Raw genomic sequence first — 15,025 nt, forward strand, 5'->3', positions numbered from 1 at the left:
ATGAGTCTCGACCTCACCCTTCACCACTTCCCGCTCGACCCGGCTTCGCGCCAGGTCCGTCTCGCCCTGGGCGAAAAGCGCCTGCCCTTCGCCGAGGAGCAGGTCCGCTACTGGGAGCGACCGGCCAGCCTGGTGAAGATGAACCCGTCCGGCCTGACGCCGGTGCTGGTCGCCGCCAATGGCCGCGACAACCTCGTGCTCTGCGAGGCCCGCGCCATCCTCGACCACCTCGAGGAGACCTATCCCGAACCGCCGCTGCTGGGCCGCGACGCCGCCGAGCGCGCCGAGGCGCGGCGCCTGCTGCAATGGTTCGACCGCAAGTTCGACTACGAGGTCGGCGGCTTCCTGCTGCACGAGAAGATGGAAAAGCGCCTGCTCGGCCTCGGCGCTCCGGACCTGGCCGCCATGCGGGCCGGGCGCGAGGCGCTGCGCGCGCACCTGGTCTATGTCGAGACCCTGCTGGCCGGGCGCGAATGGCTGGCCGGCCGCCGCCTGTCCCTGGCCGACTTCGCCGCCGCCGCGCACCTCTCGGTCATCGACTATTTCGGCGACGTGCCGTGGAAGGACTTCCCGGCCGTGAAGACCTGGTACATGAAGCTGAAATCGAGGCCGTGCTTCCGGCCGCTGCTGGCCGACCGCTGGCCCGGCCTCGCGCCGGCGCAGCACTATGACGACCTCGACTTCTGACCCCCGCACCACAGAGCTGATCCGAAGGCGCGCCGCCGAACTCGGCTTCGACGTCTGCCGTTTCGCCGACGCCCGGGGCGCCTGGGAGGCCGAGGCCCGCCTGCGCGCCTTCGTCGAGGCCGGCCGACACGGCGAGATGGGCTGGATCGCAGAGACGGAAGGCCGCCGCCGCCATCCGACCGCGATGTGGGCCGGCGCACGCTCGGCGATCATGCTGGGCGTCAACTACGGTCCTGATCGTGACCCGCTGGAGGCCCTGAACGCGAAGGACCGCGGCGTCATTTCGGTCTACGCCCAGGGCGACGACTATCATGAGCTGATCAAGGGCCGGCTGAAGCAACTCGCCTCCTTCGTCGCCTCCCGCTTCGGCGGCGAGCTGAAGGTCTTCGTCGACACCGCGCCCCTGATGGAGAAGCCGCTGGCCGAGCGCGCCGGCCTCGGCTGGCAGGGCAAGCACACCAATCTGGTCAGCCGCGAGTTCGGCTCCTGGCTGTTCCTCGGCTCCATCCTCACCGAGCTGGAGCTGCCGGCCGACGACGGCGCGGGCGGCTCCTGCGGCCAGTGCCGCGCCTGCCTCGACATCTGCCCGACGAACGCCTTCCCCGCGCCCTACCAGCTCGATGCGCGCCGCTGCATCTCGTACCTGACCATCGAGCTGAAGGATCCCATACCGCGCGATCTGCGCCCGCTGCTCGGCAACCGCATCTATGGCTGCGACGACTGCCTGGCGGTCTGCCCGTGGAACAAGTTCGCCAGCGCCGCGCATGAGCTGCGGCTGCAGCCGCGAGAGGCGCTGCGCGAGCCGGCCCTGGCCGCGCTCGCCGCCCTCGACGACGCCGCCTTCCGCGCCCTCTTCGCCAAGAGCCCGGTCAAGCGCATCGGCCGCGACCGCTTCGTCCGCAACGTGCTCTATGCGATCGGCAACAGCGGCGATCCCGCCCTGACGCCGCACGCCGAGCGCCTGCTCTCCGATCCCTCGCCCCTTGTGCGCGGCGCCGCGGTCTGGGCGCTGTCGCGGCTGCTCGACGCCGCGGCGTTCGCACGCCTGCGAGCCGCCACCCCCGAGACCGATCCCGACGTCCTGGCCGAGTGGGCTGGCTAGTCCAAAGGTGTCATCCCGGTTTGCGAAGCAAGACCGGGACCCATGAACACCGGAGCGACCGACAGGTCGCCCAATCGCGATTCATCCTGCCGACGCGGCGCGAATGGGGCCCTTTTTGGCTTCGTCAGGTTCCTGCGAGCCCGGCCGCTAAACCTGCCAATCAGGGGGTCCATCGGCGGCCTGGGCGGCCTTGGCCTGCCGATAGCCGTCGCGGTCCTGGAGCCGGGCCCAATAGGCGGCGACCGCCGGACTGAAGCGCTCGGAAAGCCCCAGCGTCTGCGCGAGCAGCAGCGCATAGCCCACCGAGATGTCGGCGGCCGTGAACCGGCCCCCCACCAGATAATCCCGTGTTTCCAGCGCCTTATCGACCGATCGCAGCCGCGCCATGAACCATTTGGCGTAGTCCTCGGCCACCTGCGGATTGCGCCGCTCCTTCGGCTCCAGCCGCGAATATCGCAGCACCAGGGTCTGCGGGAAGGTCAGGGTCGCCTCGCCGAGATAGAGCCAGTTCAGCCACGCGCCGTACTCGCTATCGTCAATCGGCAGGTTCAGCGTCCCGCCCTGCCGATTGGCGAGGTACTGGAGGATGGCCGAGGATTCGGTCATCCTCGTCTCTCCGTCCACGAAGAACGGGATGGTCCCCAGCGGGTTGACCTCCAGGTATTCCGGCGCCCGCACCCGCGGCGGAAACGGCAGCAATTTCAATTCATAAGGCAGGCCCAGCTCCTCCAGCGCCCAGAGGACGCGGAACGACCGGGCGTCGGCGCAGTGATAGAGCGTGACCATCAGTCGGCGTAGGCGGCGGGCCGCTTCTGCATGTTCGACAGCACCGCCTCGATCTGGTTGGGCGAGCCGATCAGGGCCGCCTGCTCGGCGCTCTCGGCCTTGAGGATGGCGTGCTGGTCGCCGTCCTGCACCAGCTCCAGCAGCCGCTTGGCCGCGCGGATCGCGCTCGGGCTCTTGCCGGCGATCTCGGCGGCGACGGCCAGGGCGTCGGCCCGCGGATCGGCGCAGACCCGGGTCGCCAGGCCCAGCCGCTGCGCCTCCTCGCCCTCGAAGATGCGGCCCGTATAGGTCAGCTCGCGCAGCACGTCGTCGCGCACCAGGCCCCGCGTCAGCACCATGCCCGCCATATCGGGCACCAGGCCCCACTTGATCTCCATGACCGACATCTTCGCGTCCGGCGCCACGAAGCGCATGTCGGCGGCGAGCGCCAGCTGGAAGCCGCCGCCGAAGGCCACGCCGTGCACCGCGGCGATCACCGGAACCGGTTGCTCGCGCCAGACCATCACCGCGTGCTGGGCGCGGTTCGACCCGCCGGGCGTGCGGTTGTCTGTGACCAGCGAAGACCCGGTCGAGGACTTGCCGCCATCGCGCTCGCCCGAGGCCATCTTGCCGAAATTGCCCATGTCCAGCCCGGCGCAGAAGGCGCGGCCCTCGCCCGACAGCACGATGGCGCGCACGCCCTTCTGAGTCTTCAGCCGCTCGCCGGTTTCGACCAGGGCGGCGAACATGGCGTCGTCCAGGGCGTTCATCTTGTCGGTGCGGACCAGGCGCACGTCGGCGACCCCGTCCTTGAGTTCGACGGTAATGCGATCGGTCATGGCGCGGTCCTCTCTCGGCTCTTTGGCCTTACGCTGTCACGGATCTGGCGCGCCGCCCACCGTGACCTCGCGTCAGCCGCGGCCCTCGGGCGGCACGGCGATCGCCGGCTCGGTCCCAAAGGTCTCCAGGATCGGCGCCTCGGCGTAGAGCGCGTCGCGCTCCTCCAGCTGTCGGCGGATCTCGGCGTGCTTCTTGGCGTCGAGCTTCCAGCCCAGCACGCAGGCGCCGCCCAGCATGACGAAGACGATCGGCCCGATGATGAACGCCATCTCCAGTCCGGTGATCGCCTGCGGCGTGTTCACCGCCCCGTCCTTGGCGACGTAGCCGATGGCGTCGAGCAGCGGGAAGGTCAGGCCGATCGCGAAGGCCGCAGCGATCTTGTAGGCGAGCGCGTTGAGCGCATAGATCAGGCTCAGCCGCTCCTGGCCCTGCTCCAGCCGCACCTCGTCGGCGACATCGGCCAGCATGGCGCGGATCATCAGGTCGAAGCCGGCGGCCATGAAGCCCTGCCAGAACATCATCGGGATCGCCCAGGCGACGCTGGCCTTGGGCAGCAGCATCACCGTGCAGAGGCCCAGCGAATAGGCCGTGGTGGTGACCATCAGCGTGCGGTGCTTGGAGAACCGCATGGCCATGCGCGCCGTGAACGGCGCCCCGACGATCCCGGCCACCACATAGACCAGCAGCAGAATCGAGGCCTGCTCGGCGCTGAACCCGCGCGAGTCGGTAAAGAAGAACATGTAGAGCGCGCTCATCCAGCCGGGGCCGAGGGTCAGGGCCATCTGGGCGAGGAACAGGCGCAGCAGGTCGGGCTTGGTGATCAGCGAGAGATAGTCGCGCAGGGCGAAGTGCTCGGGTGCGGTGCGCACCACCTGCTCGGGCGTGACCAGGCAGGCGAGCCCCACAACGAGCGGCGTGATCGCAAAGATGAACCAGCCCTGGGTCCGCACGCCCTGGGCCGGATCCATGCCGACGTGGGCGGTGGCGATCGGGATGACCAGCAGGATCACCGCCCCGACCACGCCGGCGGCCGCCAGGATGCCGAACATGCGCGAGCGCTGGTGGTACTCGGTGGCCAGCGTCGCGGCCCAGGCCGAGTGGCCGAGCGAGAGGATCGAGTTGCCGAGATAGAAGATCAGCAGCCACACGATCAGATAGGCCGCCCCGATTCCTGACGAGGCCTGGAACAGCGCATAGACCGCGGCCATCAGGATCGGCCCGCCGAGCATGATCCAGACCCGGTAGCGGCCGATGCGAGTCCGGGTGCGGTCCATGACCAGGCCGAGCACCGGGTCGACCCCGAGATCGAGCATCCGCACCGTCGCGAACGCCAGACCCACGGTCGCAAGGGGCACCCCCAGGTGAGCCGAGAAGTGCGGCGGAAGGTAGACCGCCACGGCCACGGCGAGCGCGCCGAGCGGCAGGGCGATGGTCGAGAAGGCGAGCGCGGTCGGGGTGGCGAGCGGCCTTGCGGCCGGCGCGGCTTGGGTCACGGACGGGCTCCCTTCGCGCCGCGCTGGCCGCGGCGCTGTTCTTGATTGATGGCGAGCGGCCGGCGCAGCGCAAGAGTCGGTCCCCGTCGGACGACCAGAAAATCATCCCGAACGCCGTTCGACACGAAAAGATATTCAAACGCGCGTTTGCAAGCCCGCGAAGTTCCGGCAAGGTCGCGCCGCTGCAGGGAGGAACGTGCGCCATGAAGGACGCCGCCGAGTTCGACATCATCGTCTATGGGGCCACCGGCTTCACCGGCCGCCTGGTCGCCGAGCACCTGGCCGCGCGCTACGGCGTCGGCGGCGAGGTCAAGTGGGCCATGGCCGGGCGCAGCCTGGAGAAGCTGGAAGCCGTGCGCGACGAGATCGGCGCGCCCACGGACACCCCGCTGGTGGTCGCCGACGCCGCCGACCCGGAGTCGCTGAAGGCGATGGTCGGGCGAGCCAAGGCCATCCTCACCACCGTCGGCCCCTACCAGCTCTACGGCTCGGACCTGGTCGCCGCCTGCGCCGCGGCCGGGACCGACTATCTGGACCTGTCGGGCGAGCCGAACTGGATGGCGCGGATGATCGTCGAGCACGAGGCCGCGGCGAAGGCCAGCGGCGCGCGCATCCTGTTCTCCTGCGGCTTCGACTCCATCCCCTTCGAGCTGGGCGTGTTCTTCGCCCAGGAGACCGCCAAAGCCAAGCTCGGCGGGGTGGTCCCGCGCGTGAAGGGCCGCATGCGCCAGCTGAAGGGCGGCCTTTCGGGCGGCACCGCCGCCAGCGGCCGGGCCACCATGGAGGCGATCCAGAAGGATCCCAGCCAACTCATGCTGATGATCGACCCCTTCGCCCTCACGCCGGGCTTCAGGGGCCCCGAGCAGCCGCGCGGCGACGCCGTCGAGCACGACGAGGACCTGGGGGCCGACGTCGGCCCGTTCATGATGGCGGCCATCAACACCAAGAATGTCCACCGCTCGAACTTCCTGCAGGGCCACGCCTATGGGAAGGACTTCGTCTATGACGAGATGGCGGTGGTCGACCCCAAGGCCCCCGCCAGCTTCGCCCTCGACCCCGCCAATTCGCCCAAGCCCGGCGAAGGCCCGAGCAAGGAAGAGCGCGAGAGCGGCTTCTACGACGCCGTCTTCGTCGGGCTGGCCGCCGACGGCCGCAAGGTCCGCGTGGCGGTGAAGGGCGATAAGGACCCTGGCTACGGCTCGACCTCGAAGATCATCGCCGAGACCGCGATCTGCCTGGTGAACGCTCCCGACGTTCCCGGCGGGATCTGGGTTCCCGGCGCCGCCCTTGGGAACCGGCTGATCGAGCGCCTGCAGAAGAACGCCGGCCTCTCCTTCGAGGTGGAAGCATGACCGACCTCTTCTCGCCCCTGACGTTCGCCCACGGGCCGGCCATGAAGAACCGCTTCATGCTGGCGCCACTGACCAATCTGCAGAGCCATCCGGACGGCACGCTGTCGGACGACGAGTTCGCCTGGCTGACCTACCGCGCCGAAGGCGGGTTCGGCCTCACCATGACCTGCGCCGCCCACGTCCAGGCCGCCGGCCAGGGCTTCCCCGGCCAGCTCGGCGTCTTCGGCGACCAGCACCTGCCGGGCCTCTCGCGCCTGGCCGCCGCCATCAAGGCGCACGGCTCCATCGCCTCGGTCCAGCTCCATCACGCGGGCATGCGCTCGCCCAAGGAGCTGATCGGCCAGGCGCCCCTCTGCCCCTCGGAGGACGCCGAGACCGGCGCGCGGGCCCTGACCCTCCCCGAGGTCGAGCAGCTTCGCGACGACTTCATCGCCGCCGCCGTCCGCGCGGAGACCGCCGGCTTCGACGGCGTCGAGATTCACGGCGCCCACGGCTACGTGCTGTGCCAGTTCCTGTCGCCGACCATCAACCGGCGCGAGGACCGCTATGGCGGCTCGCCCGAGAACCGCGCCCGCATCGTGCGCGAGATCATCGACGGGATCCGCAGCGCCTGCCGCCCCGACTTCCATCTCGGAATCCGCCTCTCGCCCGAGCGCTTCGGGGTGGAGCTGGCCGAGATCCGCGACCTGGCCCAGGGCCTGATGGCCGAGGGCAAGATCGACTATCTCGACATGTCGCTGTGGGACGTCGCCAAGGAGCCGGTCGAGGCGGCGTTCCAGGGCCGCACCCTGATGTCCTACTTCACCGAGCTCGACCGCGGGAACGTCCGCCTGGGCGTCGCCGGCAAGATCATGTCGGCGGCCACGGCGCGCGCGTGCCTGGAAAACGGCGCGGACTACGTGCTGATCGGCCGCGGGGCGATCCTGCACCACGACTATCCGCAGAGGGTCGCGGCCGATCCGGATTTCGTTCCGATCGCCCTGCCGGTGACCCGCGAGCATCTCCGGAACGAGCGACTGGGGCCCGCCTTCGTGGAGTACATGAACACCTGGAAGGGCTTCGTGGTGCAGGAAGAAGCGGTCCAGGGATGATCTCGCACGTCTTCATCGGCACCGACGACCTCGACGCGGCGCTGGCCTTCTACGGCCCGGTGATGGAGACGCTCGGCAATCCGCTGAAGTTCGTCGACCGCGATCGCGGCTGGGCCGTCTGGACCGCGCCTGGCGGCGGCCGGCCCTTTATCCTGGTCGGCCGGCCGTTCGACGGGGAGGCCGCCCCCGGCAACGGCCACATGACCGCGCTGCTGGCGCCGGCCCGCGCCGCGGTCGACGCAGCCTACGCCCTGGCGCTGGCGAACGGCGGGACCGACGAGGGCCCGCCCGGCCTGCGCCCGCAGTACCATGCGAACTACTACGGGGCCTATGTCCGCGACCCCGCCGGCGCGAAGCTCTGCTTCTGCTGTCACGAGGCCGAGCCTCGCTGACGCCGAGCGTCATCCCCCTACCGATACCGGATCAGGGCTTCCTGGGTCGCCGAGGCGACCAGCTTGCCGGTGGAATCGAAGATCGAGCCGCGGTTGAAGCCGCGCCCACCCGAGGCCGAGGGGCTGTCCTGGACATAGAGATGCCAGGTGGTGAAGTCGCTGGGGTGGTGGAACCAGAGGGCGTGGTCGAGGCTGGCCACCTGCAGCCGCCCTTCGCTCCACGGGATGCCGTGCGGCCGAAGCGAGGTGTCCAGCAGGGTCATGTCGGTGGCGTAGGCCAGGGCGCACTGGTGGATCATCGGATCGTCGCCCAGCGGGGCGCGGGCGCGGAACCAGACCGCGTGCTCGGGATCCATCACCGGCGCCGTGCCATAGGGCGGGGGGTCGACCGGGCGGACCTCGATCGGCCATGTCCGGCGCTGTTCGGTCTCGCCGCCGGCCTTGCGCAGCTCGTCCTCGTCCAGCAGCCCGTCGGGGCCGGGGACGGACGGCATCCCGATCTGGTGCTCCAGGCCCTGCTCGGGGGCCTGGAACGAGGCCGAAAGGTTGAAGATCTGCTGGCCGTGCTGCAGGGCGGTGACCCGGCGCATGGTGAAGCTCCCGCCGTCGCGCACCCGCTCGACCTTGAGCAGGATCGGGATCTTGGGGTCGCCGCCGCGAATGAAGTAGCAGTGCAGCGAGTGGCAGACACGGCCCTCGACCGTGCGGTAGGCGGCGGCCAGCGACTGGGCCACCACCTGGCCGCCATAGATGCGCCGGGTCTCGCCCTCGGGCGTGCGCCCGCGGAACATGTCGAGGTCGATGGCCTCGATGTTCAGGATGTCGACCAGCTCGCTCTTGTCAGCCACGTCCGCCAGAGCCCCTACCTAAAACGCCGGAACCGGCATGTCCTTCAGCCGCGGCGCGATCCTGTCCTTGTCGGACAGGATGACCTCGCCGTCCCACGGCCACTCGATACCCACGTCCGGATCGTTCCAGATCAGCGAGCCTTCGGTCTGCGGCGCATAGAGCCCGTCGACCTTGTAGAAAAGCTCGCAATCGTCGACGAGGGTCACATAGCCGTGCGCAAAGCCGCGCGGCACCAGCAGCTGTTCGCCGCCGGCCGCCGTCAGCCTGGCGCCGACCCACTGGCCGTAGGTCGCCGATCCGGCCCGCACGTCGACGGCCACGTCGAAGATCTCGCCGCGCAGCACCCGCACCAGCTTGGCCTGCGGATGCGGCGACTGCTGGAAGTGCAGGCCGCGCACCGTGCCGGCCTTGGCGTTGAAGGCCTGGTTGTCCTGCACGAAGTCGTGGTCGACGCCCCCTTCCGCCAGGGTCCGGCGGCTCCAGGTCTCGGCGAACCAGCCGCGCGCATCGCCATGGCGCTTGGGCGTGATAAGCAGGACCTCAGGAATGGAAAGCGGCGTGATCGACGTCATGACTGCCCCGAGTTTGGAAACCGCCACCGCATGAACGACCCCGCGCCGGAACACAAGCCGCCAGCGCCGAAGATCACCGTCTGCGTCATCGCCTACAATTCGGGGCCTACCCTGCGCACCTGCCTCCGGCACCTGGCGGCGCAGACCTTCACCGACTTCGAGACGCTGGTGATCGACAACGCCTCGCCTGATCCCGGCGACCGCCAGATCGCGCGCGAGTTCCCGTTCGTGCGCCTGATCGAGAACAGCGAGAACCTGGGTTTCGCCGGCGCCGGCAACCAGGGCGCGCGACTGGCGCGCGGCGATTGGTATGTACTGCTGAACCCCGACGCCTACGCCCGCCCCGACTGGCTGCAGACGCTGATCGACGCCGCGGCGAGACACCCCGCCGTCCGGTCCTTCACCTCCCGCCAGGTGATGGCCGAGGACCCCGCCCTGCTCGACGGCCTGGGCGACATCATGTCGATCTACGGCATCCCCTATCGCGGCGGCTATCTCTCGCCGGATCCGGGCGACACCGCCGAGGGCGAGGTGTTCTCGCCCTGCGGCGCGGCGATGATGATCGACCGGGCGCTGTTCCTGGAACTGGGCGGCTTCGACGAGTTCTTCTTCTGCTATTCCGAGGACGTCGACCTGGGCTACCGGCTGCAGTTGGCCGGGGAGCCGACCCTGCTGGTCCCGGCCGCGGTCATCGAGCATGTCGGCTCGGCCTCCAGCGGCGGGCGCAAGTCGGAGTTCGCGGTGTTCCACGGCACCCGCAACCGCTTCTACGTCGTCTACAAGGACACGCCCTGGCCGCTGCTGCCGCTGGTCGTGCCGCTGCACCTGGCCTCGGTGGCCTACATCTCCAGCCGCCGCGACAACCACCACCACGCGCCGCTGGTCTGGAAGGCGTTCAAGGAGTCGCTGAAGGGCCTGCCAACCATCCTGAGGAGCCGGCGGCGGGTTCAAGCTCGGCGGCGCGCCTCCAGCCTCGACATCGCCCGGGCCATGACCTGGAACCCGCGCGACCTCTTCCATCGTCGCCCGGTCATTCGCCCGCTGCGGCCCACTCGATGAGCCGGGCCATGAAGGCCGCGCCCCGCTCCAGCTGAACCTGGTCGACATATTCGTTGGCCTGGTGGGCCTGGTCGATGGAGCCGGGACCGCAGATCACGGTCGAGAAGCCGGCCTCCTGGAACTGCCCGGCCTCAGCCGCATAGGGCACCACCCGGGCCGGGCCGTTGTCGCCGGCCAGTCGCCGGGCGAACGCCTCGGCCGCCCCGTCCTGCTCGGGCGCCAGCGGCGGGGTGTTGGAGCGCTGGACGATCTTCGCGCCCGCCTCCGGAAACTGCGCCTTCAGCCGCCCGTCCAGCTCATGCACCTGTGCGACGAACGGGGCGATCACCGCACGCGGGTCCTGGCCCGGCGGACAGCGCAGGTCGAACTGGAAGCTGCACTCGCGCGCCAGGATGTTCCCGGCGGTGCCGCCGTTCAGCAGGCCGACCGTCAGGGTCGCGTGGCGGGGGAGGAACGGGGAGGCGGGGTCGGCCTCCTCCTCCAGCCGCCGCGCCAGGGCCTTCAGCGAGGCCAGCAGCGGGATCGCCTCCATGATCGCCGAGACGCCCAGATAGGTCTGGCTGGAATGGGCCTCCTTGCCGTTCACCGTGACGGTGAAGGTCGAGATGCCCTTATGGCCGCTGACCGCCTCCATCATGGTCGGCTCGCCGACCACCACCAGCGCCGGGCGCGGCAGCTCGCGAGCGATCACCGCGATCATGTCCGGCGCGCCCAGGCAGCCGATCTCCTCGTCGTACGAGAACGCCAGGTGCACCGGCTTCTTCGGCTCTGTCGCCGCCAGCTCGGGCACGGCGGCAAGGGCCAGGGCCAGGAAGCCCTTCATGTCGCAGGTCCCGCGGCCATAGATGCGCCCGTCGTCCTTCGGCGTCAGCACGAACGGGTCGGTGACCCAGGCCTGGCCGTCGACCGGCACCACGTCGGTGTGGCCCGACAGCACCACCCCGCCGGGCGCGGCCGGTCCGACGGTGGCGATCAGGTTCGACTTGGTCCCGTCCGCATTCGGCACGCGCCGGTGCGCCACGCCGTGAGCGTCGAGGTAGCGCTCCACCCACTCGATCAAGGCGAGGTTGGAGTTGCGCGAGGTGGTGTCGAACGCCACCAGTTGGGCGAGGACGTCCAGGGCGCGCGGCGTCAGGATTTCAGACGAGGACATGGGCCCGAGCCTAGCCCCGGGCGCACCCGGCCTCCAAGCCGCATCGCCAAAAGCTTGACGGATTGATCAGGAATGCGCCCTACAGCGCCATCATGATCCTGACCCTCTCCTGTCCCGACCAGCCGGGCATCGTCGCGCGCGTCTCGGCCTTCCTGTTCGAACGCGGCGCCAACATCCTCGACGCCCAGCAGTACGACGACCAGGAGACCGGCAAGTTCTTCATGCGCGTCGTGTTCGACGCCAAGAGCGCCGACGTCGCGGCCCTGCGCGAGGACTTCGAGGCCCTGGCCAAGGGCTTCTCGATGCGCTGGGCGCTGCGCGACCCGAAGGTCAAGCGCAAGGTCATGATCCTGGCCAGCCAGCAGGACCACTGCCTGGCCGACCTGCTCTATCGCTGGCGACGCGGCGAACTGCCGATGGAGATCGCCGCCGTGGTCTCCAACCACCCGATCGAGACCTATGCCAATCTCGACCTCTCGGACGTGCCGTTCCACCACCTGCCGGTGACCCGCGCCACCAAGCTGGAGCAGGAGGCGGCGATCTGGAAGCTGATCCAGGAGACCGACACCGAGCTGGTGGTCCTCGCCCGCTACATGCAGGTGCTGTCCGACGGCCTGGCCGCCAAGCTGGAGGAGCGGTGCATCAACATCCACCACTCGTTCCTGCCGGGCTTCAAGGGCGCGCGGCCCTATCATCAGGCGCACGAGCGCGGGGTGAAGGTGATCGGCGCCACCGCCCACTACGTCACCGCCGACCTCGACGAAGGCCCGATCATCGAGCAGGACGTCGAGCGCATCAGCCATCGCGACACCCCCGCCGCCCTGATCCGCAAGGGCCGAGACATCGAGCGCCGGGTGCTGGCGAGAGCCGTCCGCTGGCGGCTGGAAGACCGGGTGCTGCTGAACGGCGCCAAGACCGTGGTGTTCACCGACTGACCCACACGCTCGTCATCCCGGGCCGGAGCGCAGCGCAATAATGAGGACCCATGGACTCGGCGCTCGCAAAGCCAAGCTCGGCGTGTATGGGTGGCCGGGACAAGCCCGGCTATGACGAACGGAGGTTGACCGCCCCATGTCCCTCGACGTCTTTGCGGTCGTCCTGCTCGCGGCCCTGCTGCACGCCAGCTGGAACGCCATCGTCAAGGGCGCGAGCGACAAGCTGCTGACCACCGTGCTGGTCGCCGCCGGCTCGGCGGTGATCGCGATCGCCGCCCTGCCGTTCCTGCCGCAGCCGACTCTGGAGAGCTGGCCCTACTTGGGCGTCTCGGCCATCCTGCAGCTCGGCGCCTACCTGCTGCTGGCCCGCGCCTATCGCGGCGCGGACATGAGCCAGATCTATCCGTTGATGCGCGGGACCGCGCCGATCCTCGTCGCCCTGGCCGGGACCTTCGCGCTGGGCGACCACCTGCCGCCGATCGCCTGGATCGGGGTCGTGCTGATCTGCGCTGGGGTGCTCAGCCTGGCGCTGGGGGCGCGCGAGACGGGCATGGCCGGCGTGCGGCTGGCCCTGCCCAGCGCCCTGGTCATCGCCGCCTACACCCTGATCGACGGGGTGGGCGTGCGGCTGTCGCAGGCGGCGATCGCCTACAATCTCTGGCTCTGCCTGCTGACCGGCGCACCGCTGCTGGCCTGGGCGCTGGCGAGGCGCCGGGCGGAGTTCCTCGCCTATGCACGAGCCAACGCGTTCTACGGCGCGGTCGGCGGATTCGGCACGCTGGCCGCTTACGGCCTGGCGCTGTGGGCCATGACCAAGGCGCCAGTGGCTGCAGTTGCGGCCCTGCGCGAGACCTCGATCCTGTTCGCCGCCGCCATCGCCGCGGTTTTCCTGCGCGAGCGCATGACCCCTGTCCGCATCCTCGCCTGCGTAATCATCGCCGCAGGCGCGGCCGTTCTGCGGTTGGCATGAGGCGGCTCGAATTACTATTTACATCGTAAATTAATCGCGCCACTCTGACGGAGCAATCCAATGAGAGGCCCGCCGTGACCGACCTTGTCCTGACCATCGCCCACCACCTGCTGGTCTTCAGCCTCGCCGCGATCCTGGCGGCCGAGCTGGCCATGATCCGGCCGGGCCTGTCAGGCGCAGGCCTGAAGCGCGTGGGGGTTCTCGACCTGCATTACGGGGCCATCGCCACGGCGGTCCTGGCGGTCGGGTTCGCGCGGGTCTACTGGGGCGCCAAGGGACCGGAGGCATTCCTGGGCAACTGGGCGTTCTGGAGCAAGATCGCCGCCTTCGCCGTGGTCGGCCTGCTGTCGGCGCCGCCGACCCTCCGCATCCTGCAATGGCGCAAGCGGGCGCGCAGCGAGCCCGACTTCGCCCTCTCGGTCGCCGACGTCGCCGCCGTGCGGCCGTTCATGCTCGCCGAGGTCGCCGTCTTCGCATTGATCCCAATCTTCGCCGCCATGATGGTGCGCGGGTTCGGGCAGTAGGTCGCGTCAGTCCGGCGCCTTCGCCCAACGATAGGCGTCGACCTCATCGGCAAAGACGACGATCTCGGGCGGCTGGATGCTGAGAAATTCATAACAAATCTCTCCGCCGACCAGACAGAAGTGCCTTAGGCGACGCTCCAGCGGGTCGATCTCGGCATGGGCCTTGAGCCAAAGCGAGCCCTGAGCTTCCTTCAGATAGACACCGCCATCGTAGCGCAGCCCTTCGCCGTGCGAAGCGACCGAGTAGAGCATCTCGTCGTAGGCGGCGTAGGCGATGCACATGGCGGCGACCCCATACGCCCGGCGCCCGGGCGGCGGCTCCACAACGGCCAGACGGCGCTCTCCACGCCAGACGCCGCCGTCAAGCACGAACGGCGACAAGACGCCGTCAATTTCGCTGGGCAAGGGCCGCCAGACGATGGTGGGATCAGGGAACATGCGACTACCCGATCCGGGTCGACATGCCGCCGTCGACGAACAGCACCGTGCCGGTGATGAACCGCGCCTCGTCGCTGGCCAGGAACAGGGCGGCATAGGCGGTGTCCCAGGCCGTGCCCATCTTGCCGCCCAGCGGTACGCGGGCGTTGCGGGCTTCGCGAACGGCCTGTTGCTCCTGACCGCTGGCCGCGGCGATGCCGGCCACGGCCATAGGGGTGTCCAGCAGGCCCATGGCCACGGCGTTGCAGCGCACGCCCTTGCCTGCATTGGCCTGGGCGATGCTGGTCGTGAGGCGGTTCACCGCCGCCTTGGAAATTTCGTAGGCGGCCTGGTTTCCGCCGGCGATCGAGGCCAGGGACGAGATGTTGACGATCGATCCCGCGCCCTGCTCTCGCAGGGTCGGCAGCACCGCCTTGGCGACCTGCCAGGCGCCCTTGAGATTGACCGACAGGATCCGGTCGAAGGCGTCCTCGGTCAGCTTGTGGGCCGGACCGTCGCCGCCCCCGCCGATCCCCACGTTGTTGACCACGATGTCGACTGCGCCGAACCGGGCCTTGGCCGCGTCGACCATGGCCGCGCAGTCCTCCGCCCGCACGATGTTCGCGGCGAAAGCCGCGGCGCGTCCGCCCTCGGCCTCGATCATCGCCACCGTCTCCTGCGCGCGCTCCAGCACGCGGTCGACGCACAGCACGTCGGCGGCTTCGCGCGCGAACAGCAGGGCGATGGCCCGGCCGTTGCCGACGGTTTCCCCCGGCGTCTGGCCTGCGCCGACGACGATGGCGGTCTTCCCGGCGAGCCGCACG

At 69.6% G+C, this 15,025-nt stretch carries 17 protein-coding genes; 9 read left to right on the forward strand and 8 right to left on the reverse strand.

Features of this window, described 5'->3' with window-relative positions; all coding sequences use genetic code 11:
* Both ACE3T2_RS17360 and queG read left to right on the forward strand, forming a co-directional pair.
* On the forward strand, positions 1-687 hold the full coding sequence (locus tag ACE3T2_RS17360) for a glutathione S-transferase family protein (protein WP_374659620.1): 687 nt from the start codon (positions 1-3) through the stop codon (positions 685-687).
* Positions 668-1,789, forward strand: coding sequence for a tRNA epoxyqueuosine(34) reductase QueG (queG, locus tag ACE3T2_RS17365; RefSeq protein ID WP_374659622.1), 1,122 nt, complete (start codon positions 668-670; stop codon positions 1,787-1,789). Before ACE3T2_RS17360 ends, queG begins: the two co-directional genes overlap by 20 nt.
* 147 nt (positions 1,790-1,936) lie before the next feature.
* Here queG and ACE3T2_RS17370 read toward each other — a convergent pair whose 3' ends face one another.
* The 3 genes from ACE3T2_RS17370 to ACE3T2_RS17380 form a co-directional block, all read right to left on the reverse strand.
* The gene (locus tag ACE3T2_RS17370) at positions 1,937-2,575 is read right to left on the reverse strand and encodes a glutathione S-transferase family protein (RefSeq protein WP_374659624.1); all 639 of its coding nucleotides are present in this window, start codon (positions 2,573-2,575) and stop codon (positions 1,937-1,939) included.
* On the reverse strand, positions 2,575-3,393 hold the full coding sequence (locus tag ACE3T2_RS17375; protein WP_374659626.1) for a crotonase/enoyl-CoA hydratase family protein: 819 nt from the start codon (positions 3,391-3,393) through the stop codon (positions 2,575-2,577). The genes ACE3T2_RS17370 and ACE3T2_RS17375 overlap by 1 nt, the downstream gene beginning before the upstream one ends.
* 72 nt (positions 3,394-3,465) lie before the next feature.
* Complete coding sequence (locus ACE3T2_RS17380) at positions 3,466-4,887, reverse strand: MFS transporter (RefSeq protein ID WP_374659628.1); 1,422 nt, start codon at positions 4,885-4,887, stop codon at positions 3,466-3,468.
* 203 nt (positions 4,888-5,090) lie between these two features.
* Between ACE3T2_RS17380 and ACE3T2_RS17385 the strand changes: the two genes are divergently transcribed.
* The 3 genes from ACE3T2_RS17385 to ACE3T2_RS17395 are packed head-to-tail and all read left to right on the forward strand — an operon-like array spanning position 5,091 to position 7,722.
* The gene (locus tag ACE3T2_RS17385; RefSeq protein ID WP_374659630.1) at positions 5,091-6,239 is read left to right on the forward strand and encodes a trans-acting enoyl reductase family protein; all 1,149 of its coding nucleotides are present in this window, start codon (positions 5,091-5,093) and stop codon (positions 6,237-6,239) included.
* Positions 6,236-7,330, forward strand: a complete 1,095-nt coding sequence (locus ACE3T2_RS17390) for an NADH:flavin oxidoreductase (RefSeq protein WP_374659632.1) — start codon at positions 6,236-6,238, stop codon at positions 7,328-7,330. Before ACE3T2_RS17385 ends, ACE3T2_RS17390 begins: the two co-directional genes overlap by 4 nt.
* Positions 7,327-7,722 carry a VOC family protein gene (locus tag ACE3T2_RS17395; RefSeq protein WP_374659634.1) on the forward strand — a complete coding sequence of 132 codons (396 nt, stop codon included), beginning with the start codon at positions 7,327-7,329 and terminating at the stop codon, positions 7,720-7,722. The genes ACE3T2_RS17390 and ACE3T2_RS17395 overlap by 4 nt, the downstream gene beginning before the upstream one ends.
* Before the next feature lie 17 nt (positions 7,723-7,739).
* On the opposite strand, the gene ACE3T2_RS17400 is transcribed toward ACE3T2_RS17395, so the two are convergent.
* Both ACE3T2_RS17400 and rfbC read right to left on the reverse strand, forming a co-directional pair.
* A complete protein-coding gene (locus tag ACE3T2_RS17400; protein ID WP_374659703.1) occupies positions 7,740-8,513 on the reverse strand; it encodes an acyl-CoA thioesterase in 774 nt (257 codons plus the stop codon).
* Between the two features lie 75 nt (positions 8,514-8,588).
* Positions 8,589-9,143: a dTDP-4-dehydrorhamnose 3,5-epimerase gene (gene rfbC / locus ACE3T2_RS17405; RefSeq protein ID WP_374659636.1), complete on the reverse strand. Its 555-nt coding sequence runs from the start codon at positions 9,141-9,143 to the stop codon at positions 8,589-8,591.
* Positions 9,144-9,173: 30 nt separating this feature from the next.
* Between rfbC and ACE3T2_RS17410 the strand changes: the two genes are divergently transcribed.
* Entirely contained in the window at positions 9,174-10,202 is a 1,029-nt protein-coding gene (locus ACE3T2_RS17410) for a glycosyltransferase family 2 protein (protein WP_374659638.1), read from the forward strand.
* Here the strand turns inward: ACE3T2_RS17410 and argE are convergent.
* Positions 10,174-11,355 (reverse strand): acetylornithine deacetylase, encoded by a 1,182-nt coding sequence (argE, locus tag ACE3T2_RS17415; RefSeq protein WP_374659640.1) that lies wholly within the window; start codon positions 11,353-11,355, stop codon positions 10,174-10,176. The genes ACE3T2_RS17410 and argE overlap by 29 nt on opposite strands.
* A 92-nt stretch (positions 11,356-11,447) precedes the next feature.
* Between argE and purU the strand changes: the two genes are divergently transcribed.
* The 3 genes from purU to ACE3T2_RS17430 all read left to right on the forward strand — a co-directional run bounded on the left by purU (position 11,448) and on the right by ACE3T2_RS17430 (position 13,784).
* A complete protein-coding gene (gene purU, locus ACE3T2_RS17420; RefSeq protein WP_374659642.1) occupies positions 11,448-12,290 on the forward strand; it encodes a formyltetrahydrofolate deformylase in 843 nt (280 codons plus the stop codon).
* A gap of 136 nt (positions 12,291-12,426) precedes the next feature.
* Positions 12,427-13,260: an EamA family transporter gene (locus ACE3T2_RS17425; protein WP_374659644.1), complete on the forward strand. Its 834-nt coding sequence runs from the start codon at positions 12,427-12,429 to the stop codon at positions 13,258-13,260.
* 74 nt (positions 13,261-13,334) lie between these two features.
* The gene (locus ACE3T2_RS17430; protein ID WP_374659646.1) at positions 13,335-13,784 is read left to right on the forward strand and encodes a DUF2214 family protein; all 450 of its coding nucleotides are present in this window, start codon (positions 13,335-13,337) and stop codon (positions 13,782-13,784) included.
* A 6-nt stretch (positions 13,785-13,790) separates the two neighbouring features.
* On the opposite strand, the gene ACE3T2_RS17435 is transcribed toward ACE3T2_RS17430, so the two are convergent.
* Together ACE3T2_RS17435 and ACE3T2_RS17440 are read right to left on the reverse strand one after the other, a co-directional pair.
* On the reverse strand, positions 13,791-14,222 hold the full coding sequence (locus ACE3T2_RS17435; protein ID WP_374659648.1) for a hypothetical protein: 432 nt from the start codon (positions 14,220-14,222) through the stop codon (positions 13,791-13,793).
* Between the two features lie 4 nt (positions 14,223-14,226).
* Positions 14,227-15,024 (reverse strand): SDR family NAD(P)-dependent oxidoreductase, encoded by a 798-nt coding sequence (locus tag ACE3T2_RS17440; protein WP_374659650.1) that lies wholly within the window; start codon positions 15,022-15,024, stop codon positions 14,227-14,229.
* Position 15,025: the final 1 nt, after the last annotated feature.

Source organism: Phenylobacterium sp., from assembly GCF_041919955.1.
GTDB lineage: Bacteria > Pseudomonadota > Alphaproteobacteria > Caulobacterales > Caulobacteraceae > Phenylobacterium.

Excerpts from the sequence above, each read along its gene's own strand:
- ACE3T2_RS17410 (WP_374659638.1), top strand. The coding sequence starts at position 9,174 with ATGAACGACCCCGCGCCGGAACACAAGCCGCCAGCGCCGAAGATCACC.
- ACE3T2_RS17375 (WP_374659626.1), bottom strand. The coding sequence starts at position 3,393 with ATGACCGATCGCATTACCGTCGAACTCAAGGACGGGGTCGCCGACGTG.
- rfbC (WP_374659636.1), bottom strand. The coding sequence starts at position 9,143 with ATGACGTCGATCACGCCGCTTTCCATTCCTGAGGTCCTGCTTATCACG.
- ACE3T2_RS17385 (WP_374659630.1), top strand. The coding sequence starts at position 5,091 with ATGAAGGACGCCGCCGAGTTCGACATCATCGTCTATGGGGCCACCGGC.
- ACE3T2_RS17435 (WP_374659648.1), bottom strand. The coding sequence starts at position 14,222 with ATGTTCCCTGATCCCACCATCGTCTGGCGGCCCTTGCCCAGCGAAATT.
- argE (WP_374659640.1), bottom strand. The coding sequence starts at position 11,355 with ATGTCCTCGTCTGAAATCCTGACGCCGCGCGCCCTGGACGTCCTCGCC.
- ACE3T2_RS17425 (WP_374659644.1), top strand. The coding sequence starts at position 12,427 with ATGTCCCTCGACGTCTTTGCGGTCGTCCTGCTCGCGGCCCTGCTGCAC.
- ACE3T2_RS17395 (WP_374659634.1), top strand. The coding sequence starts at position 7,327 with ATGATCTCGCACGTCTTCATCGGCACCGACGACCTCGACGCGGCGCTG.
- ACE3T2_RS17360 (WP_374659620.1), top strand. The coding sequence starts at position 1 with ATGAGTCTCGACCTCACCCTTCACCACTTCCCGCTCGACCCGGCTTCG.
- purU (WP_374659642.1), top strand. The coding sequence starts at position 11,448 with ATGATCCTGACCCTCTCCTGTCCCGACCAGCCGGGCATCGTCGCGCGC.
- queG (WP_374659622.1), top strand. The coding sequence starts at position 668 with ATGACGACCTCGACTTCTGACCCCCGCACCACAGAGCTGATCCGAAGG.
- ACE3T2_RS17400 (WP_374659703.1), bottom strand. The coding sequence starts at position 8,513 with ATGTTCCGCGGGCGCACGCCCGAGGGCGAGACCCGGCGCATCTATGGC.
- ACE3T2_RS17390 (WP_374659632.1), top strand. The coding sequence starts at position 6,236 with ATGACCGACCTCTTCTCGCCCCTGACGTTCGCCCACGGGCCGGCCATG.
- ACE3T2_RS17370 (WP_374659624.1), bottom strand. The coding sequence starts at position 2,575 with ATGGTCACGCTCTATCACTGCGCCGACGCCCGGTCGTTCCGCGTCCTC.